The 21,369-nt window shown below is 60.4% G+C and carries 15 protein-coding genes; 4 read left to right on the top strand and 11 right to left on the bottom strand.

What is annotated here, in order from left to right:
- Positions 1–142: 142 nt before the first annotated feature.
- The 3 genes from OGI63_RS01615 to OGI63_RS01605 are packed head-to-tail and all read left to right on the top strand — an operon-like array spanning position 143 to position 5,840.
- Positions 143–2,971 carry a YhgE/Pip domain-containing protein gene (locus tag OGI63_RS01615; protein ID WP_011742651.1) on the top strand — a complete coding sequence of 943 codons (2,829 nt, stop codon included), beginning with the start codon at positions 143–145 and terminating at the stop codon, positions 2,969–2,971.
- Entirely contained in the window at positions 2,968–5,163 is a 2,196-nt protein-coding gene (locus OGI63_RS01610) for a YhgE/Pip domain-containing protein (protein ID WP_011742650.1), read from the top strand. The genes OGI63_RS01615 and OGI63_RS01610 overlap by 4 nt, the downstream gene beginning before the upstream one ends.
- The gene (locus OGI63_RS01605) at positions 5,160–5,840 is read left to right on the top strand and encodes a TetR/AcrR family transcriptional regulator (protein WP_050731438.1); all 681 of its coding nucleotides are present in this window, start codon (positions 5,160–5,162) and stop codon (positions 5,838–5,840) included. Before OGI63_RS01610 ends, OGI63_RS01605 begins: the two co-directional genes overlap by 4 nt.
- Before the next feature lie 64 nt (positions 5,841–5,904).
- On the opposite strand, the gene OGI63_RS01600 is transcribed toward OGI63_RS01605, so the two are convergent.
- The 7 genes from OGI63_RS01600 to OGI63_RS01570 form a co-directional block, all read right to left on the bottom strand.
- A complete protein-coding gene (locus OGI63_RS01600) occupies positions 5,905–6,462 on the bottom strand; it encodes an FMN-binding protein (protein ID WP_011742648.1) in 558 nt (185 codons plus the stop codon).
- On the bottom strand, positions 6,459–7,334 hold the full coding sequence (locus OGI63_RS01595) for an ABC transporter ATP-binding protein (protein WP_011742647.1): 876 nt from the start codon (positions 7,332–7,334) through the stop codon (positions 6,459–6,461). Before OGI63_RS01595 ends, OGI63_RS01600 begins: the two co-directional genes overlap by 4 nt.
- A 17-nt stretch (positions 7,335–7,351) precedes the next feature.
- Positions 7,352–8,656, bottom strand: a complete 1,305-nt coding sequence (locus OGI63_RS01590) for an ABC transporter permease (RefSeq protein WP_011742646.1) — start codon at positions 8,654–8,656, stop codon at positions 7,352–7,354.
- Positions 8,657–8,686: 30 nt separating this feature from the next.
- Positions 8,687–10,186 (bottom strand): ABC transporter permease, encoded by a 1,500-nt coding sequence (locus OGI63_RS01585; protein WP_011742645.1) that lies wholly within the window; start codon positions 10,184–10,186, stop codon positions 8,687–8,689.
- A gap of 25 nt (positions 10,187–10,211) precedes the next feature.
- Positions 10,212–11,483 (bottom strand): DUF2318 domain-containing protein, encoded by a 1,272-nt coding sequence (locus tag OGI63_RS01580; protein WP_011742644.1) that lies wholly within the window; start codon positions 11,481–11,483, stop codon positions 10,212–10,214.
- Between the two features lie 267 nt (positions 11,484–11,750).
- Complete coding sequence (locus OGI63_RS01575) at positions 11,751–12,410, bottom strand: iron transporter (protein ID WP_011742643.1); 660 nt, start codon at positions 12,408–12,410, stop codon at positions 11,751–11,753.
- 61 nt (positions 12,411–12,471) lie between these two features.
- A complete protein-coding gene (locus tag OGI63_RS01570) occupies positions 12,472–14,157 on the bottom strand; it encodes an FTR1 family iron permease (RefSeq protein WP_231837110.1) in 1,686 nt (561 codons plus the stop codon).
- 526 nt (positions 14,158–14,683) lie between these two features.
- Here OGI63_RS01570 and OGI63_RS01565 point away from each other — a divergent pair.
- The gene (locus OGI63_RS01565) at positions 14,684–15,736 is read left to right on the top strand and encodes an FAD:protein FMN transferase (RefSeq protein ID WP_041777206.1); all 1,053 of its coding nucleotides are present in this window, start codon (positions 14,684–14,686) and stop codon (positions 15,734–15,736) included.
- Between the two features lie 84 nt (positions 15,737–15,820).
- Here the strand turns inward: OGI63_RS01565 and OGI63_RS01560 are convergent, their stop codons facing one another.
- From OGI63_RS01560 to OGI63_RS01545, 4 genes are all read right to left on the bottom strand, one after another.
- Positions 15,821–16,801 carry an aldo/keto reductase gene (locus tag OGI63_RS01560; protein WP_011742640.1) on the bottom strand — a complete coding sequence of 327 codons (981 nt, stop codon included), beginning with the start codon at positions 16,799–16,801 and terminating at the stop codon, positions 15,821–15,823.
- A 170-nt stretch (positions 16,802–16,971) separates the two neighbouring features.
- The gene (locus OGI63_RS01555) at positions 16,972–18,813 is read right to left on the bottom strand and encodes an ABC transporter ATP-binding protein (RefSeq protein WP_011742639.1); all 1,842 of its coding nucleotides are present in this window, start codon (positions 18,811–18,813) and stop codon (positions 16,972–16,974) included.
- 11 nt (positions 18,814–18,824) lie between these two features.
- A complete protein-coding gene (locus OGI63_RS01550) occupies positions 18,825–20,576 on the bottom strand; it encodes an ABC transporter ATP-binding protein (RefSeq protein ID WP_085347218.1) in 1,752 nt (583 codons plus the stop codon).
- Between the two features lie 126 nt (positions 20,577–20,702).
- Positions 20,703–21,194 carry a MarR family winged helix-turn-helix transcriptional regulator gene (locus tag OGI63_RS01545; protein ID WP_011742637.1) on the bottom strand — a complete coding sequence of 164 codons (492 nt, stop codon included), beginning with the start codon at positions 21,192–21,194 and terminating at the stop codon, positions 20,703–20,705.
- Positions 21,195–21,369 lie beyond the last annotated feature (175 nt).

Below are 21,369 nucleotides of genomic sequence, written 5' to 3'. Positions count from 1 at the left end.
TGCCGCAGTACTCGACCCGATTTCCGTCATCCATGAAACGCGATGGCGATTGTCCAAGAGCACGGTATACGATACGAACCGCGTAGCGCTACGGAACACGTATCGCCATATAAGGGAATTGATTCGCCAAACCGGAGAGACAATGCACAACGTACTGCAGATCCTGCGCCGTGACTTCAAACGATTGGTCACCGTACCCGCCGCGTGGGTGATTATGATCGGCCTGATTCTCATTCCCCCGCTATACGCATGGTTCAACATCTACGGGTTCTGGAATCCCTATGGCAACACGGACAGCATCAAAGTGGCCGTGGCCAACATGGACGAAGGCACAGACAACGCGCTGCTTGGCAAAGTCAATCTCGGCGATCAAATCGAAGGCACGCTGAAGAGCAACGACCAGCTCGGCTGGGAGTTCATGGGCAAAGCCAATGCGATGGAAGCGGTGGAGTCGGGCGACTGCTACGCCGCAATCGTCATCCCTTCCGACTTCAGCGAAGATCTGGCCAACGTCGTCACCAACAGCAAGCATCGCCCCACGCTCGAATATTACGTGAACGAGAAGGCGAGTCCGATTTCGCCGAAAATCACCGACCAAGGCGCGACCGTGGTCGACCGCACCGTCAACAACACCTTCGTCTCCACCGTCAGCGACGTGCTCGTCAAAGCCGTCAACTCGGCCAACGGCACCATCAGCGGCAACACCAACGCCATCGCCAACGAAACCATCGGCGAACTCGACAACACCAAGCGGAACGTAGGCACGATCCGCTCCGCAATCGCGGATTTCGACACCCAGTTAGCCAATGTGCCACAGCAGACAAAAGCAGCACGCAATGCCCTGAACGACGTGCAGCTGGCCGCGGCGAGCGCAGGCAGAGGACTAGCAGGCGCATCCACCGCCATCGGCACAGCGCAAACCCAGCTCAACACGCTTTCGTCCAACGCCAACAGCGCGCTGGAAACCGGATCCGGACTTGTTTCCCAAGCGACGGCGCAATCCACAGCCAGCATCAACCAGATCTCGTCGGCGGTATCCGCGGCAAGTGGATCGGCGCAGCAGGCGGTGACCGGCATGCAAAACATCACCGACAGCAATGCGAAACTGCTCGAGAAGCTCAAATCCGCCAGCGACAACGCGCAATACCAGCAAATCATCAGCAAACTGGAGAATACCAACAACACGGCAGCCGGAACACTCGCCGACCTCAAAACCCTGAGCGAGAACACACAGGACACAGCCGGCAGCGTATCCAAACTGTCCACCGATTTCAACATAGGCACGCAGAACTCGCTCAAAAGCGCAGGCACGGCGCGCAACGCCATCAATTCAGGCGCACTGCCGCGACTGAATTCCGCGCTGGGCTCGCTGGCTGGGACGGCCGGAACACTTGCCGGCACCGTGACCAGCCAGGACAGCGTGGTCAGGCAAACCAACATCGTGCTCGACCAACTCGACCAAGTGGCGTCAGACGCCCGCATCGGCCTTGAGCAAACCGACCAGCAGCTGGCGAAGATGGAGACGAAGCTCACCACCGTCAGCACCGACCTGAAGGCGCTGGGCACTACGGATCTGCTCGCATCGTTGACCGGCAGCGGTTCGCTTGACGCGGATAAGATCGCCTCGTTCATGGAGTCCCCGACCGTAATCGACACGAAGAACGTGTATCCCGTCAACTCCTACGGCTCCGGCATGGCTCCGCTGATGACCAATCTGGCACTGTGGGTGGGCGCGTTCGCCTTTGTGGTGATCTACAAAGTGGAGGTGGACGACGAGGGGCTTGAGGGTCTCGATCCGACCGCAACCGAAAAGTATCTGGCCCGATACCTGTTGCTCGGCACGATGGGCGTCATTCAAGGCGCGATCTGCACCGTTGGCGATCTGATACTCGGCGTACAGACGGCTTGCGCGCCACTGTTCATACTGACCGGCATGATCACATCGCTGGTATATCTGAGCATCACGTACGCGCTGTCCACCACGTTCATGCACATCGGCAAGGGCCTGTGCGTGGCGTTGGTGATCGTGCAGATTCCAGGCGCTTCCGGCCTGTATCCGATCGAGATGATGCCGAAGTTCTTCCGCATGGTCTATCCGTTCGTGCCATTCAGCTATTCGATAGACGCATTCCGCGAGACCATCGCCGGCTTCTACGACGGCCATTGGATCAAGGCGATCGGCACGCTGCTGCTGTTTGCCGCCATGGCGTTCGTCATCGGTCTGGTGGTCCGTCCTCTGTTGGTCAACCTCAACCGACTCTTCGCCCGCGAAATCAAGGAAAGCGACATGATTATCGGCGAGGAAGTGGAGCTTCCGGAACGCGGATACAACATGTCCCAAGCCATTCAGGTGCTGGCCGACAAAGGCGGTTACCGCGAGGTGATCGAGGAACGCGCAAGTCGGTTCGCGGAACTGTACCCGAAACTCAAGCGCGGAGCTCTGGTGATCGGATTCGTAGTTCCGGTAACTCTGGCGGCGGTGTTCTCGTTCACCAACGGAGAGAAAGTGGTGGTACTGGCCACGTGGGTCGTCTGGATTCTGCTCATCATGGGCTTCCTCATGGTCATCGAATACATGCGCGATAATCTGAACCGTCAAGTGGAGCTCGGCCATTTGAGCGATGAATCGATCCAATCCATGCTGGTGGAGCGCCAAGCGGCACGCATCCGTCGCAAAAAGCGGGCGCAACAGGAACGGCGGAACAGACTGCTGCGCAAAACGCGGAGACGCACCAGCGGCAAACGCACGACATCCGATAATCGCAATACCAGCGTCATCAAAGAAACGACGGAAAACGTGACGGGCGTCAACCACAATGAAGATGACGGAATCGCCATACTGGTGCAGAAAATGCAGACGACCGGTCCAAGCGCCGCCGCGAACGATGCCGCCACGGACACCACCGAGACTACCGAGACCGCCGAGACAACCGAGACAACCGAAAACACCGAGGAAAGGAGCAACGCATGAAAACCATCTGGAAACTGTTCGTCGGCGACATCCGGCGAATCACCAGCAACGTCGTCTCCATCATCATCGTCATCGGACTCGTTGTGATCCCCGGCATCTTCACATGGTTCAACGTGGCCGCCAGCTGGGACCCGTTCGCCAATACCGGCAATCTGAAATTCGCCGTAGCCAATGAGGACGACGGATACCGGTCCGACCTCATTCCAGTGAAGATCAACATCGGCGACCAAGTGGTTAACACGCTGCGTTCCAACGATCAGCTCGACTGGACCTTCACCACCAAAAAAGAAGCCATCAACGGCACCAAATCCGGCGAATATTACGCAGCTGTGGTGATTCCGAAGAACTTCAGCACCCGTATGATGACGTTCTTCGCATCCGATGGCGACCACGCCGAAATCGCCTACTACAACAATGAAAAGAAGAACGCCTTGGCTCCGAAGATCACAGGCCAAGGCGCCGATACGGTCAGCGCGCAGGTCAACGAGACGTTCTCCGAAACACTGACCAGCACCGCGCTGAGTGTGGCATCGCAACTCGCCAACCAACTCGACAAGCCAGCCGCGCAGGAACAACTCACGCAGTTCAACGGCAATATCAGCGACTTCGCGGAAACGCTCACCGACGCTTCCGGAACGCTCCGCACGTTCAGCACGCTGACACAAAGCGCACGGCATCTGCTTGAGTCCTCCGACGGTCTGATCGCCAATGTCAGCGGCAATGCGAAAAGCGCAGGAACAACACTCAAGCAAGCCGGCAGCGGCGTGGAGGATCTGACGGGCGCGTTGAAGACCGGCACCACCGCGCTGGGCACGGCTCTGACTGATTCCGCCAACAGCTTCACAGCCATGGAAGCAGATGTGGACAGCCTATTCGGCAATGCGGGCACGCAGGCCGGCAACACCGCCAACGCATTACGCAACCAGGCCACGAACATCAGCAAGCAGGCGCAAAGCTACCAGCAGATCTATGATTCGCTCGACGCGCTCAGCGCAAACGAAAAGCTGCCGGAAGCGGTGAGGAACGCCATCGACCATCTCAAAACCAACGTCGGCACCACCATCACACAGCTCAACGACCTAGCATCGGCGCTGAATGGCAGCGCCGACAACATCGACGCCAAAGTAAGCGATACCACGGCCGAACGTGCGGAGATCAAGAAACTGGCGCAGCAGGCGGCAACGTCCGTCAGTGGCATCAAAACCGACTATGAGAGCCAACTGAAACCGCAACTTGACGATATCGCCACGTCCATTACCAGCACCACCACCGCGCTCAATGCCACAGCGGCCGATCTGAAAGGCGCGCTGGGCAATCTGAACGGCACCACCAAGACCGCGGATAAGAATCTGACCGCCATCAGCAGCGTGTTGGATTCCACCGCCGATAGTCTGGCCGGCGCGGGCAAAAAACTGGGCGCATTCACAGGAACATTGACCGATGCGCTGAACAGCGGCGATATGAGCGCCGTCAAAGATGTGCTCAGCGATAATACCGACTCGTTGGCCGCCGCGCTTGCAGCCCCTGTAAAAGTGAAACGCAACGCGGTGTTCCCAGTCAAGAATTTCGGTTCGCAGATGGCACCGTTCTACACGATCCTGCCACTGTGGGTCGGTTCGCTGCTCATGGCAGTGACGCTCAAGACCACCGTCTCGCGTAAGGTGCGCAAGGAACTCGGCGACCCGAAACCGCATCAGCTGTTTCTCGGACATTACGGTGTGTTCGGCGTGATCGGACTATTGCAGAGCACGTTCTCCTTGGGAGGCAGTCTGCTGTTCCTCCATGTCCAGGCGGTGCATCCGCTGCTGTTCATGCTGTCCGGCTGGGTGAGCAGCCTAGTGTTCTCGTTCTTCACCTACACGCTCGTGGCCAGCTTCGGCAACGTCGGCAAAGCCATCGGCGTGCTGTTTCTCGTCATGCAGATCTCCGGAGCGAACGGCGCATATCCGCTGGCCGTGCTGCCGAAAATCATCAGCGGCATCAGCCCGTTCCTGCCTGCGACGCATTCAATCACAGCAATGCGCGCGGCGATCGGCGGAATCTACAGTAACGATTACTGGTTTGCGATTGGCGCGCTACTGCTGTTCATTCCGCCGCTGCTGCTGATAGGTCTGCTACTGCGCATTCCACTGGTCAAGTTCAACCATTGGTACGTAAGCAAGCTGGAAAGCACGAAAGTGATCGCGGCATGATGGGCGGAACCACGCAAGAGGGCACGCGGAAGACGGTGCAAAAAACCACGCAGGAAGACGTCGGCACAGTACGTGGCCGACGTGAGCGATTACGGGAGCAAACCGACCGCAAAATCATGAAAGCCACATTGGGGATAGTGATTTCCGATGGTATCGGAGCGGTGACCATCGAAGAGGTCGCACGACGTTCAGGGGTAGCAAAGACCACAATCTACCGACGCTACCGAAACGCCGACGATTTATTGCAACGCATCCAACCGGAAGTTGCCGGACTACCGAATTTCAACGATTTGAAGCCGTCGCGGAGCGGACTGGCCACCATGCTGCGACGCATCCAGAACTGCTTCGACAGCGAACTCGGATTGAAAGCCGTGGGCGTGGTGCTGTCTTCCGACAACGCCACGCTGAAGGCGATCGCAGCACAAGTTCTAGCGCCGGCCGAAGAACGGTTCGTGGGGTTCATGGAACGTGGCATCGCCGACGGAGTGTTTCAAAACCGTTTGGACTACACGTTCCTGTTCAGCACGGTGCTGGGTTCCATGCTGGCTTGCAAAGCGTTGGCGGGGCAGGAAGCCGGAGGGGAACGGCAATCCGGCAAGGAACGCAAGTCTGATTCCTGGGCCGAGAACATGGCCACGTTGCTCTGGCCGAACGTATGCGCCGAATCCGCACGGTAACCACAGGAAAACCGTCCGCACCGACGCAAGACGGGCATGCCGTGTCGGTTTCAGAAGGAATGGGCTATTGGATTGACGCTTCCTGACGCGCCACTTCCAACGCCTTGTTGAAGGCTTCGGAGGTCCAGCTGGCACCGGCGAGCTTGTCGACTTTAAGGTCCTTCAACGGCTTGCCGACCACCGCGTCCGGCACGGCTTTGGCGAAGTCGTTCTGATGCTTTTTGGAGATGGACGTGAACGGATGGCCGACGATGTTCACGGCCGTCACGTTCTGGTCTTTGACGGTCAGTTGCACGTCGATGGTGTCCTCGCCGACCGGCCCGTACTGGCCGTTGATCGAGTAGTCGCCATCCGCGTAGTTGCCGGTGTCCTGCTTGCTGGACGTCGTGGAATTCGCGTCATCGGCATGGTTTTTGGTGGTGGCGTCGCCGCCGGCCGTATTGTCAGCCGCCTTGCCGTCGGTTTTCGACTTATTTTCCTGCGATTGCACGCTTTCGCCGGAATTGCCGGCGTATTCGTCGTCCATCGGCGTGGCTTTCGGTTCGCCGCATGCCGACAACAGCGCGATGCTCGCCGCGGATAGCGCGATGACTTTGACTGCGTTCGATTGTGCGGTGCTCATGCCTGCTCCCCTTTCATGACGTCGGGCTCTACGTCCGTATCGTCGGCAACGCCAGCCGCAACGGCAACGTTGGCCGCGTCCGTATCTCCGGTTTTTGCGGCCTTCGTAGGGTCGGCGAACAAAATCGCAATACCCCCGTTCTGTGCGCCTTCCTCGGCGGAACCGGTGTGCGCAGGCTTGCCGCCGGCCGCTTCGTACGCGCGTTTCGCATCCTCGTCGTTCCACTGTTCGCCGACGAGCACGCCGTGGTTGAGCATGATTTCGCGTTGCGCGCAGGAGGCGACGAGCGCATCGTGCGTCACGACGATGATCGTAGTGCCCTGCTCGTGCAGCTGACGGAACAGGTCGAGCACGATCTTCTCATTCCTCTCATCGAGATTGCCGGTCGGCTCGTCGGCGAGAATCAGCTTCGGGCAGTTGATGAGCGCGCGGGCGATGCACACGCGCTGCTGCTCACCGCCGGACAGCTGGCCGGGCAGGTGATGCGCACGCTCCTTCAACCCCACTCGTTCCAGCGCTTCCATCGCCTGCTTCTCGTCGACCACGGAATGGTAGTATTGCGCCACCATCACGTTCTCCACCGCCGTCAGATGCGGCACGAGGTAAAACTTCTGGAACACGAGTCCGATCATGTTCTTGCGCACATCGGCGAGCTGGCGGGCGTTCAGATCCTCCAGCCGGCGGCCTTCGAGCATGACGGAACCCTTCGACGGCGTATCCATGCAGCCGATCATGTTCATCAGCGTGGTTTTGCCGGAACCGGACGAGCCGACAATCGCCAGCCATTGCCCTTGCGGAACGGTCAGACTCAGGTCGTCGACGGCGTGCAGATCGCCGTAAATCTTGGAAATGTGGTCGAGTTCCAGCAGCATATGTTCGTTGTCCATGATTATTCCTCCCTCAAAACGATGGTGGGGTCGATACGGGTGGCGCGGCGGACCGGCGGAATGGAGGCGATGACGGCGATCGCCACGCTCAGCAGCAGCGATCCGGCGCCGAGCAGCCAGTCGAAGCCGATCGCGCGACCGAAGACGGTGGCGCACAGCACACGCGCCAGCACATAGCCGATAGCAGTGCCGAGCAGACCGCCGATCAAGCCGTAGATGCCGGATTCCACGTAGAATTCGACGCCGATGGCGCGTGAATCGGCGCCGAGGGCTTTGCGCAGGCCGATTTCGTTGCGACGCTGGCTCACGATGGAGCTGATGGTGGTGCCCACTCCGACGAGCGTCAGCACGAGCACGACGAGCGAGACAATCCAGAACAGGGTCTGCAGCATGGCGATGATGCGGGTGTCGGACGAGGTGATTTTGGTGACGGTCTGCGCTTTGACGGCAGTGTTTGTATTTTTGTTGATTCTGTTGACGATGGCGTTCAGCTCATCCCCCATGGCGTTCACCGAGTATTCGACCACGTCGGCGCCGCGCTCGTGGCCCGCAAGTTTGGACACGTCCGCGGTAGTGGCGTAGATGATGGAATCCTCGTTGCCGCCGGTATCGACGATGCCAGCGATACGGAATTCGGTGCCGTTGTTATCCATGATGTCGGACGAGACGCGGCCGTTTTCCGTGGCTTGCGTGGTCTGTTCGCCTTGCGTAGTTTGCGTACTCTGCGTGCCCTGCGCGGACGATTCTGCCGTTTCAGTTGATTCGTCCGAATCGGATTTTGCGGACGCGGAAGAAGACGCTGAAGCAGACGCGTCGGCGGCGCGGTAGCCGATGGTGACGCGGCTGCCGACCTTCACGCCGAGCGCGTCGGCAACGTCGCGGCCGACCATCACGTTGCCCGAGCCGGGCCAGTCGCCCGTCACGTTCCAATGGCGATTGAGCGCGCGGACGGCTTTCACGTCCACGCCGGCGATGGTGTACGGCGCGGAATTGATGCGCACGCTCTCATACCGGTATGCGGCTGATTTCACGCTGTGTCCGGCGCCGATGAGCGCCGTCACGTTGCGTACGGTTGCGGTATCGATGCCTTGCGATTTGCCCGTTGCGGACGCGGGCGTGACGATCAGGTTCGCGCCGTACGCGCGCATTTCCTCGTTCATCTGCTGCGGCACCGCGACGCACACGGATGCAAGGCAGAACAGCGTGGCCGCGCCGACGAGCGACGCAATCACGGCCATCATCGCACGGGAGCGACGGCGGAACACCGCGCCCCACAGCATAGTGAAGAACATCTTGCGATTCGTCATCGCACACCCCCTACGAAAGCCAAGCACAACTCACCTACCATGCAGCACCTCCGCCGGACGCAAGCCCAGAATCGCCCGAATCGACGAAAGCGAGGCCACGAGCACAGTGACCGCCAGCAACACGAAAACCAACACGAACACCATCGGACGCATGGTGATGCCCGAGCCGAACACCACGTGCCCCACGATCTGTGCAACGCCCGAGCCAAGCAGCGCGCCGGCAATCGCACCAACCAGCGAAATCACCGCCGTTTCGGCGAGCATAAGGCGCGAAACCGCGCCGTCCGTGGCACCGATCGCCTTCAACAGCGCCAATTCCGAACCGCGTTCGCCAATCGACGCGGCCATCAGGTTCGCCACGGCGATCGCGGCGGCAACCAGCAACAGCACGGTCATCAGCACCATCACCGCCTGCGTCTTGTTCAGCACATCGCCCTGCAGCGCGGCCACCTGGCGCACCTGCTTGGCCACCGCGCCCGGCAGCACCTCTTCGATCTGGTACGCGATCGACGACGGATACGCGGTGCAATACCACGTCTCCCACTCGTCCTGCGTGAGCGCGTTCGGATTCTTCGACGCCTTGCGCGCGAGGTCGTTGTCGGGCGTGGTGAGCGCCTTGACTTCAATCTTGTCGATGGAATTCGGCAGATTCGCAAGCGTTTGCGTGGCGATGGACGGCATATAAATGGCGCTGTTGTCGGAATCGCCCGAATCGAAGATGCCGACGATTTTCACTTTCACGCGATTGCGTTCGGTGGAGGATTTGCCGGTTTTCCCGGTACCTCCGTTCGTATTGTCGTCCGCACCGACGGCGATCGTCTTGTCGAGCGTAACGCTGTCACCGACGTTCACGCCCAGTTTCGCGGCGAGCGCGCTGCCGACCATCGCCTGCTCGCTGTCGTCTTTCGGCCAGGTTCCGTTGATTTTCCACCATGAGCGCATGCCGTTCATGCCGGCCACGGTGGACTCGCCGGAGTCCATGTGCAGGGTTTTCGCGAACCACGTGCCCACGATCGGCACGTTGGTCGCCTTGCATTTCGCCGCGGAAGCAGCCGCACCTGACGCACCAGCCGTTCCAGCAGAGCCAGCCGAACTAGCCCCCGAACCGACACACCCCGCATCCGCGTGGATGTTCAATTCCGGCGCGAAATTGGTGATGTTGAACGCCCAGAAGATGGTCTTGATCTTCTGCGCGTCCGACTCCTTCAGAAACGCGGTCGGGTCGGCACTGTCCGCCGCAGCCGAGCCGTCGGAAGTGGAACCCCCGTCCGAACCGGACGAACTACCCGAAGCCGAGCCAGCAGAATCGCCGGTATTGTACAAATCGCTCACCACAGCGTCGGACTTCGGCTGCACGACGATATTCGAACCATACGTGCTCAGCTCCGCGTTGAGCTTGTCGCCCACGTCGAACACCACGCCGAGCATGGCCACGCTGACGGTGGCGGACAGGCACACGGTGACGGCGATGAGCAGACGGCGTTTGAACTGCCGGCTGAACGAGCGAGAGATCATTTTCAGGAAGAACATGGCACCCCCTTACCTTTCTCGGCGCTCACTGGAAATGGCTCGACAGCGCGTCGAGCGTGGACGTTTGGATGACGATTTTGCCTGGCTTGACCTGGTAGTCGAACGGTATCGGGTTGCAGCCGCCTTTGAAGCCGATGGTGGCGAGGTTGATGGCCACATCGCACTTCTTGCAGATGATTTTGCCGTCCTTCTCGTAGTAGCCGGCGTCGCCGCAGTTGTCGCACGCGTCGAGGCCGACGCCGTACGCGCCGCCGTTCTTCTTGATGATGATGAATCGCATGGAGGTGCCGTCCTTCGCGCGGTATTCGAAGCGGTGCAGATGGCCGTCGGAAATCTGGCTGAATTTGATGGTGGCCACGCCGTCGGCGAGCGAGTAGTCTTCCGGCGGCGACAGCGTGACGACTTTCTGCGTTTGCGCGACGCCGTACGTCAGGGCCACGGTGACGCAGATCATGGCGACCAGGCTGAACGCGCCGGCCGCTTTCGCGCGGCGGCGGAATGCGATATGCGTGCGTGCGATCGCCTCGTTGGCGCCGGTCGGCTTGACTTTGAAGCCCATGACGATGCTGGCGATTGCCGGAATGGCGAAGACGAGCGCCATTGCGATGGTCAGGCTGCGCTGATGGTTGATGCCCCACACGAGCGCGAGGAAGGCGGCGGTCGGGAAGCTGACGATGCGTTTGGATTGGAGGATCTGCGCAAGGTCGGTGAAATGCTGTGCGAACAACAGCGCGACCAACAGCAGCACCGCCGTCGTGAACGACCAGCGGACGGCGGTGGAACGCATCGTGCGGAAGATAAGCGCGGCGATGATTGCGACGGCCGCGCCCAAAGCGAAGCCGAGCGCGCGCAACAGCATGTCGGAAGTGAAGATGGGATCGCCCGGCTCGACGAAGATCGTCAGTCGCAGAATCACGTCGGGCAGCGCACGAAAGGTGGTGGCCGCGATCGCAAGCGCCGCAACGAGATTCGCGATGTCGAGCAGCGCGCGGTGGTTGTGCCAGTCGGCGGTGATGCGGCAGGCGAACAGGACGATGACGAACACGGCCACGTCGAGGATCACGCAGCACCACAGGGTCGGATAGTTGACGAACGTGCGTTGCGTGATGACGGCGGTGGCGCGCAGCGCGGCGAATACGACTGCGCCGGCGAATCCAACAACGAAACCGGCCAGCCGCCAGTACGCGCTCAGAGGCTTGTCACGCCCCTCACCGACGGTGAGCATGACGCTCAACGCCATGACGAGCAGCGCCGGCGCCAACACCCCCTGCAACACCGTCACAAACTGCAGCAGCATCCCAAAATCCTTTCATCCAAAAACCCAACTCAAAGAGCCCAACGATTCCCATTCCGCCCCATCCCAAAGAGTCCCACCCCTCTCATCCCTCCCCTAAAATGCGAGGATTTCCCGGACCCCCCCCCCCCACAATCGCAGAGGTGAATCCATCCCCCTAAACGCGAGAGAGCGGTTTCGGTATGCATCGCCCGACCGTAAGCTTGACCGAACGGCCTTGAGTGTGTCGGGTAATGCATACCGAAACCGCGAACGGGCTACGCTAGGAGATCACCACTCCTGCGGCGTATAGTTCCAGTCCGGGAAGGTGACCTCGATCGGTTCCGTCCAGAAGCGTCCCTTCACACCCGTCTCCGGATCGACGTGCAGCATCCAGCCCTTCTTCTCCGGGGATTCGATCTTCAGCACGAGCTTGTACGCGCCGGCCTTGTCGAGCTTGACGTTGGCGCCGTAGTGCGGGCCGTCGGAGGCGTTCATCTGCATGAAGGTTCCGGAGGCGACGGACGCGTTGGAGGTCTTGTCGATGATGTCGTAGTTGACGGTCAGGTCCGGCACGAAATCGCCCTTGCCGTAGCCGAGTTCGGTGCCCTTCTGGTTGGCATGGATGTCGGCTTCGAGGTGGAAGCTCGCATCGGCGGCCTTGAGGCCCATGCCGGACGGTTCCATGTCGATCGGCTGGAAGTAGACGGCGTTGACGGTCAGCGGGCCGCATTCCTGGTCGGAGTGCTTCTCATCGACCTGGATCTCTTCGAAACCGGCGGAATCGCTGGAATCGTCCTTGCTGGAGTCGTCGGCCTTCGAAGCCGACGCGGAGGCGCTGGACTTGTCCGAAGCGGCGGAATCGCTGGAATTGCCGCATGCGGACAGGGAGAAGGCCATGGAGCCGGCCAGCAGGATGCCGAGCAGAGCGGCGATCTTCTTGTTCTTCATTTCTCTTTCCTTTGTTGTTGGATGTGGAAAAAATATCGGTAAATCTCGGAAAATTTGCGTATTACTTGCGATTGTCAGGCGTGCGCAACTTGCGTTTGCGTGCGAAGCCGACGGCGAACAGCGCGAGTACGGCAATCGCCGCGATCGCTTGTGCCGCAAGGCATTCGACGTACGGATACAGGCCGATCCAGTCGTTTGTGGGCACGCTGGACAGGTAGTGGCCGTCGATCAGGTCACCTTCGATGAGCGCGTGGATGCCACCGCCGGCGAAGATAACGACCAGCACGGCCATCAGGATCGACGTAACGAGGAAGAACGGGCCAATCGGAATCTTTACGGAGGTGAAGCGCAGCACGAGGAAGATGACGAGCAGCACCACACCCGCGGCGATGCCGCCGATCCACATGCCTTGCGCGTCGCGACTCATCGAGTAGATCGATTCGTAGAAGATGACGGTTTCGGCGCCTTCACGGAACACGGCTAGGAAGCTCAGCATGGCGAGCGAAACGACCATACCCAGGCCCACGCCTTCGCCGGCGGCGACTTTGTTTTGCGCGTCGGCCACGGCGGACTCGGTTTTGGTGCGGATGTAACGGTTCCACGCTTCCACGGAACTTTTGTTGAGCATCCAATTGCTGGTCCACAGCAGCATGAGCATGGCGATCAGCGCGCACACGCCTTCGGAGATTTCCTGAATCGGGCCGGAGCCGCCGAACAGGAACGTGAAGAGCACGGCGATCAGGCCGGAACCGGCGAGACCGGCGAGCACGCCCAGGTAGATCCACTTGGTGAAGCGCCGGTTGCCGGATTTGACGAGGTAGGCCACCACGGCGGCCACCACCAGCAGCGCTTCGAGACCCTCGCGGATCAGGATGAGGAACGCCTGTCCGGCGGAGCTGGTGATGGCTTTGGTGAAGGCGTTGACGTTGCCGGCCGCGCCACCGTCGAGGGTGGCCGCGTCTTCGACGAGCCAGCTTTTCAGGTCGTCGACGAGCTTCTTGATTTCCTTGTCTGAACTGCCGTCGCGCATGGTTTTGCGGGTCATTTTGAACTGGTATTCGACCTGCGAGACGCGGTCGCCGGAGATGGCGTTCATGACGTTCTTTTCGAAGCCGAGCTTTTCGTAGTACTGGTAGTACGCGTCGTTGACGAGGCTGGAGCCTTCCGCGCCCTTGCCGGAGATGGCGGCCTTGTATGCCTTGTCGAGGATGACGTTCATTTCGCTGGCGACTTCGCCCCACGTGCGGTCGCCTTTGCCTTTGGAGGAGTTCTTTTTGGCCGCGTCGAGCTTCTTACGTTCGGCTGCGGTCTGTTCGGCGCGCTGCTTCGCGTAGGTTTTGGGGTCGGCGAGGTTCGCGTTGCCATCGAGCGTCTGCGCGGTGGCGGTGAGGTCCGCGTTCAGCGCATCGATTTTGCCGGCGATCGCGCCGCCCTGGCCCTGCTGGTAGGCGAGGCCTTCCAAGTCGGTGAACTGTGTGAGCAACGCCTGCTGCTTGTCGGCGGAAATGGTGTCGTTGACGGCCTTCGAGAAGTTGGAGGCGTCGTAGCCGATCCAATGCGCGGTCTGGAAGCCGGTGCCGGCCTGGCCGTAATCGCCGTCGTTGTAGTCTTTTTCGGCGGTGGCGAGCTGCTTGGCGATGTTCTGCGCAGCGGCGGTCCAGGAATCGAAATTCGTTTGGCTGTCGTCGGCGGCGGACGCCTGCTGCGGCATCGCGGTGCCGGCGAACAGCGTGGCGAGCGCGATCATCAGCGCGGCGACGAGCGCGGCAAGACGGCCGGAAGCCGAGACGCGCGAATCGCACGAATCGTAGGAACCGGCTGCATGGCGCTGCGCGACGCGAGATGACATGGGTCGAACCTTCCTTCCGCAAATCTTTTCGGCGCGCTTTCCCCGACGTACCCGACGTACGAAGCGCGCATCGGAAGCCAAGATAGAACGAAACTTTTTTGAATAACAGTCTTGATTTTTAATTGGTCTTGTTGTATCGCGCATGGAAAAACGTTGGAATTCCGCCGTTTTTATTTTTCCCGTTTTCCGCGTGTCGTCTCACATTGTGACGCTCACCGCCGTTCCGCAACACCCCCGTCCGCCCGAAAACGTGAAGCGAACTCCATGCCAAAGCGTCGGTCTGTATAATCACGATTAGTATAATCGTAACTATACAAAGCTACGGGGGTATCAAAATAAGGCGATGCCTCATGCCACATATAGCGCATATCAGGTTGCCCAGGCACGAACTCCGCCAAGCCGGGCACGCGCTAGCATCGTGGGTATGGATTCCCTCGCACCGCTCGCGCATCGCATGCCGTACACCGCCGCTTTCCCCAAGGCGCTCGGCACGGGGTTGCTGATTTCGACGCCTCGCCCGATCACTGCGGAATTGCGCGGCGAGATGGAACGGTTCATCGATGAATACGAGCATGCGCTTTCGCGGTTTCGCGCTGATTCGCTGGTTGCGCACATCGGCAATGCGAAGCATGGCGGGCATTTCGATTTTCCCGATTGGGCCGGCCCGCTATTCGATTTGTACGACGCGCTGCACGCCGCCACGCGCGGTGCGATCGACCCGTGCGTGGGCGAGGACCTGATCCGTCTCGGTTACGATCCCGCGCTGAGTTTCACCGTTGAAGCCGACGCCGGCGAGCGCCTGGGCGCGCTGCACGGACGGGCCGTATGGGGTCGTGATGTGGTTCGTTCGAGTGGTACGACATTGGTTACACGCAGTCCGGTTCATGTGGATTTCGGCGCGTGCGGCAAGGGTTATCTGGTGGATTCGCTGGGCGGATTGCTCACCGATTCAGAACTTTCGCGCACATCGCATGTCAAGTCAGCCGAAACGACCAACCCGACATGCCAATCTTCCATCTCAGACAGCAAACGCGAAAGCGCTGCCCCGGAATTTGTGATTGATGCGGGCGGCGATCTGCTGGCGCGCACGAACAAGCCGATCCGTGTGGCGCTTGAGGATCCGGATGATCCGTCCTGCGCGGTCGGCGTCGCACTGATCGGCGATGGCGCGTTCTGTGCGAGCGCGCCCAGCCGTCGCCATTGGGAGGTGGCGGTGAACGAACAGACGCATCTGGCGATTCACCACCTGCTCAACGCCATCGACGGCCTGCCCGTGCAACAAACGGAAGCCGCCTGGGTTGCAGTGCAATCCGCGTCATTTGGCGACTATCCGACTGCGGTGGCGGACGGGTTGGCTACGGCGCTGTTCGTTGCGGACCCGAATGAACTGCGCAGCGTTTTTGTTTTCGATTGCGCCACGTTGGACGCCGACCGTCACGCCACCATCAGCGCCGGTTTCCCCGGCCGTTTCTTCTGATTGCCGACCGGTCACTGATTGCCAGGTTGGCCGGTTGGCGGCCCGCCAATCGCAGACCGCAAACCGGCCAATCGCAAGCAAAACTCACGGAATGAGGTTGCCGGCGGCCACGTACAGGTCCCACCAATCCTGCTTGTCGAGGTCGATGTCCGCGCCGTCGAGCATTTCGCCCAGCCGGGTGGGGTTCATCGAGCCGAGCACGATCTGGATCTTCGCCGGATGCCTGAGCACCCATGCGGTGGCGATGGCGTTGGCGCTCACACCGTACTTGGCGGCCTTTTCGTCCAGCGCCTTGTTCAACTCCGGGAAGTGCTCGTTGCCTACGAACGGGCCGTATTCCGTGCCGGACTGGAACGGGCTCCACGCCTGGATGGTCATGTGGCGCAGTCGCGAGTAGGACAGCAGGCCGTCCGAATGGTTGGCCACGACCATGCCTTCGGCGCCGGAGTTGGTCATCAGCTCGTCGCTGACCATCTGCGCGTGCATCAGGCCGAACTGCAGCTGGCTCGCCTCGAGCCTCATGGCCGGGTCGTCGCCGAGCCAGGACTGCAGCAGTTCCGCCTGCCACGGGTTCACGTTGCTCACGCCGAAGTGGCGCACTTTGCCCGCCTTGTGCAGGGTGGTGAACGCTTCGACGATTTCTTCGGCCTCCATCAGGGTGTCGGGCCTGTGCAGGAGCGCGAAGTCCACGTAGTCAGTGCCGAGCGCTTCCAGTTCCTCGTCGAGTCGCGTGATGAGGTGCTTCGCGGAGAAGTCGTAGCGGGTGGCGTGCACGTTGTTCGGGTCGCTGAAGTCGATGTTGATACCGAACTTCGTCTGCAGGAAGATGTCCTCGCGCTTGAGCCCGGCGTCCTTCCACGCGCGGCCGAGCACACGCGAGCTGGCATGGTCGCGGTTGACGTTGAATCCGTAGATGTCCGCCGTGTCGAAGAAGTTGACTCCATGCTCGGCGGCCGTACGCACGACTTCTGCCGCAGCATCCGCATCCAGCGCGTCCATGCGCATCACGCCGAGCGCCGCCTGCGATGCGACCACTGCCGATTTGCCGATTTCGATGCTTTTCATGACTGCCCACTTTCTTTGTGATTTTCAAATACGTCAATCGATTGACGTCAGTCACCTCAATGGTAAATCCGCCGTCCCGTCAGCGCAACACAATAAAAATGCCGAAGCCAAAACGCAAAAATCCGGAGGGGTGGTCCCTCCGGATTTTTTAGCGAGTCAGCACACCAACCTCACTCGGCCAGCGTGAACTGGCTGTTGTAGATGTCGGCGTAGAAGCCGCCCTTGGCGAGCAGTTCCTCGTGCGTGCCGCGTTCCACGATGTCGCCGCCGTTCATCACCAGGATCATGTCGGCGTCGCGGATGGTGGACAGGCGGTGCGCGATCACGAAGCTCGTGCGGCCCACGGTCAGCGCGTCCATCGCCTTCTGGATCAGCTCCTCGGTGCGTGTATCGACCGAGGAGGTGGCCTCGTCGAGGATCAGGATCGGCGCGTCCTCCACCATCGCGCGGGCGATCGTCAGCAGCTGGCGCTGGCCCTGGGAAAGCGACGCCTTGTCGTCGAGCACGGTGTCGTAGCCGTTCGGCAACGACATGATGTAGTGGTGCAGGCCGACGGCCTTGCATGCGGCCACGATCTGCTCGTCGGTGACGTCCTTCTTCGAATACGCGATGTTTTCACGCACTGTTCCACGGAACACCCACGTGTCCTGCAGCACCATGGAGAACTGGTCGTGCACGTTCCAACGCGGCACGGACTTGGTGTCGATGCCGTCGATCGAAATCGTGCCACCGGAAATCTCGTAGAAGCGCATCAGCAGGTTCACCATCGTGGTCTTGCCGGCGCCGGTCGGGCCGACGATGGCCACCTTCTGGCCGGCCTTCACGGACGCGGAGAAGTCGTTGATGATGGTCTTGTCCGCATCGTAGCCGAAGCGCACGTGGCTGAATTCCACGTCGCCGCGCACCGGCTGCGGCTTGCCGTCCGCACCGACGCCGAGCAGCGCCTGCTTGCCGGTTTCGTCGGACAGTTCCGGCTCCTCAAGGAAGCCGAAGACGCGTTCGGATGCGGCCGCGCAGCGCTGCAGGTTCTGGAACGCCTGCGCGAACTGGGACAGCGGCTGCGTGAACAGGCGGATATACATCATGAACGCCACGATCACGCCGAATTCGATATTGCCGTCCATGGCGAGCGCCGCGCCGACCACGCACACCACCACGTAGCCGAAGTTGCCGACGAAGTTCATAATCGGCATCATCAGGCCGGACAGGAACTGGCTTTTCCAGCCGGACACGTACAGGTCGTTGTTGTACTTCTCGAACTGCTCGATGGAGCGTTCCTCGCCGCAGAACGCCTTGACCACGGTGTGGCCGGTGTACATTTCCTCGACGTGGCCGTTGACGTCGCCGAGCGCCACCTGCTGGCGGGTGAAGTACTTCTGCGACACCTTCATGATCACGCCCATGATGATCAGGCCGAGCAGCGCGGAGCCGATGGCGCACAGCGTCATGGTCACGTTGTTGTAGAACATCATGATGAGCGCGCCGAAGAACAGCGTGATCGAAGTGATCAGCGAGCCGACCGACTGGCCGAGCGTCTGTCCGATCGCGTCGACGTCGTTGGTGATGCGGCTCAGCACGTCGCCGTAGCTGACTTTGTCGAAATATTTCAGCGGCAGGCGATTGATTTTCTGGCTGATCGCCTCACGCAGCTGCTGTGCCGTGCGTTGCGTGACGTTGGCCATCAGCCAGCTTTGCAGGTAGCTCAGCAGCGCGTACCCGACGTACAGCGCGACGAGCAGCCATGCGATGCGCGACACCGCGTCCATATCGATCGAATTCATGACGGGCTTGCCGTGCACCATGGCCGGCAGACCCTTCGTGATCTCGTTGGTCATGTCCTTGAGCTTGTCCGGGCCGATGATCTGGCACACCGTGCCGGCAGCGCCCAGAACCAGCGCGAGAATCATCACCGGAATGTACCGGCTGCAGAATTTCACGAGCTTCTTCATCACTCCGCCGAAGTCCTTCGGCTTTTCCACGGCCCCACGGCCGCGTCCCATTCCTCTTGGCATGTCTCCCCCTTTCAGCGCTTCAGTTCGTCTTCGCTCAACTGCGATTCGGCGATCTGCCGATACACTTCGCACGTGTCGAGCAGTTCCTCGTGCGTGCCCTGGCCGACCACTTTGCCGTCGTCGAGCACGATGATGCGGTCGGCATTCATGATGGTGCCGATGCGCTGCGCGACGATGAGTTTCGTGGAATCCTTCGCTTCCTTTTCGAGCGCGTCACGTACGGCACGGTCGGTTTTGAAGTCGAGCGCGGAGAAGGAATCGTCGAAGATCAGGATTTCCGGATGACGGTAGACGGCGCGTGCGATCGACAGACGCTGCTTCTGCCCGCCCGAAACGTTGGAACCGCCCTGCGAAATGCCGGAATCGTACTTCTTCTGCTTTTTGTCGATGAATTCCGTCGCCTGCGCGACGTCGCATGCGCGGCGCACGGTGTCGTCGTCGCGGTCCGTATCTCCGTACGCGACGTTGCTGGCGATCGTTCCCTTGAACAGGAACGACTGCTGCGGCACGTAGCCGATCTTGTCGCGCAACGCCTTCAGCTTGTAGTCGCGCACGTTGACGCCGTCGACGAGCACCTCGCCTTGCGTGGCGTCGTAGAAACGCGGCACGAGGTTGATGAGGGACGATTTGCCGGAGCCGGTCGAGCCGATGAACGCCACCGTCTGACCCTTCTTCGCCTTGAAATTGACGCCTTCGAGCATGGCGTGACGCGAGTCGGGGTAGGCGAAGCTCACATTGCGGAATTCGATTTCGCCTTCCTCGCCCGGCTTGCCCGCGTCCTGCGTGCCGTCGGTGACCATCGGCTCGGTGTCGATGACTTCGAGCACGCGCTGCGCGGACACGTCGGCGCGCGGCCAGAGCACGAACACCATGCTCAGCAGCAGGAAGCTCATGATGACCTGGATGGAGTAGCTGGAGAACACCACCATGTTGGAGAAGGTGGTGAGCTTGTCGACGGCTTCGGCAGCGTCGATGAGGTACGCGCCGATCCAGTAGACGGCGAGCATCAGGCCGTTCATGATGGTGTTCATCAACGGCATCATGATGGCCATGGCACGGTTGGTGAACAGCTGGGTTTCGGTGAGTTCCTTGTTGGCTTCGGTGAACTTGGCTTCCTGATAGTCCTCGGCGTTGTACGCGCGCACCACGCGCAGGCCGGTGAGGTTCTCGCGCGCCACGAGGTTGATGTTGTCGGTCAGGCGCTGCATGGCCTTGAACTTCGGCATGACGAAGTGCATGAGCACGGCGATGACCACCAGCAGGATGGCCACGGCGATGCCGGTTGCGAGCGTCCAATCGAAGCCCTTTCCTGCGATCTTGCACACGGCCCACACGGCCATGATCGGCGCTTTGACGATCATCATGAGGCCCATGGTGATGAACATCTGGATCTGCGTGATGTCGTTCGTGGAGCGGGTGATGAGCGACGCGGTGGAGAAACGGTTCATTTCCGCCGGTCCGAAGCTTTCCACCTTGTTGAATTCAAGCGAACGCAGGCGCTGGCTGAACGAGGCGCCCACGCGCGCGGCGATGAAGCCGGTGACGACGGCGCAGGCCGCCGATCCGAGCGAGACGAGCAGCATTTTGCCGCCGGCCACCCAGATGTCGTGCATTTCGCTGCCGGGGGTTTCGACGAGCTGCGTGATGTCGGCCATGTAGTCCGGCAGGGTCAGGTCAAGCCAGATCTGACCGACGATGCTGACCAGCGCGACGAGCATCTGACCGATCTCCGCTTTGGAGAGGTATCGTACGATGCGAAGCATGCTTGGTTCCTTCTCTTGTTTTGTGTTTTGCTTGTTTTCTTACGATTAGTTTTTGCGATTTTTCGCGGTTTTTGCGATTACTGGATTGCGATTACTTACACTGTGAATTATTTACAGCGTAAGATACTACGCGTCTTCCTGTGCGTTTCCTGAGAACGCGGCTTTGACCTCGTCCGCCGTGGGGCGCGGTTTGCCGGGCATGCACAGCGACATGTACGTGGTGAATTCCTCGGTGAGCTCAACGAATTCGCGCGCGCGTCGCTCCCCCATTTGCGAGAAGATCCAGCAGATCGCCTCGCGCATGCTTTCGCGCTGACGTTCGGCGCGCTCCCTGCCGGCTTCGGTAAGGTTCACGTGCACCACACGGCGATCGTCAGGGTCGGATTCGCGCGTGATCTGGCCTTTTTTCTCCAGTGCGGACAACAGTGCAGACACGCGTCCGGTGGTGGTTTTCATTGAAGAGGCGAGCTGCGATGGCGTCAGCGGGCCTTTCCTATAGAGTTCCTGCACGGCGAAGGGTTCGCCCTTCGCGCCTTTCACCATCTCCTGCTGCATGCGCGAGCGTTTGTCCCATGTGTTGGTCGCCAATTCGTGGAACAGTTCCTCTTCAAAGCCCACGCGGCACCTCCTTCCGTCGCAATCGCCGTCATAATATCTTACAGTGTAAACATTTTACAGTGTAAGTTATTCCCAGGGCGATTTTGCAGCGAGCAAGCTACAGAAGGCACGAAAAAGGCCGCGGCCCGAATCGCGATTATTGTGCGGAATCGGGCGCGGCCAATCGTACGTATTG

The sequence above is a fragment of the Bifidobacterium sp. KRGSERBCFTRI genome (assembly GCF_025908335.1).
The sequence above is the reverse complement of the archived record's forward strand: the minus strand, read 5'-3'. Positions and strand labels throughout refer to the sequence as shown.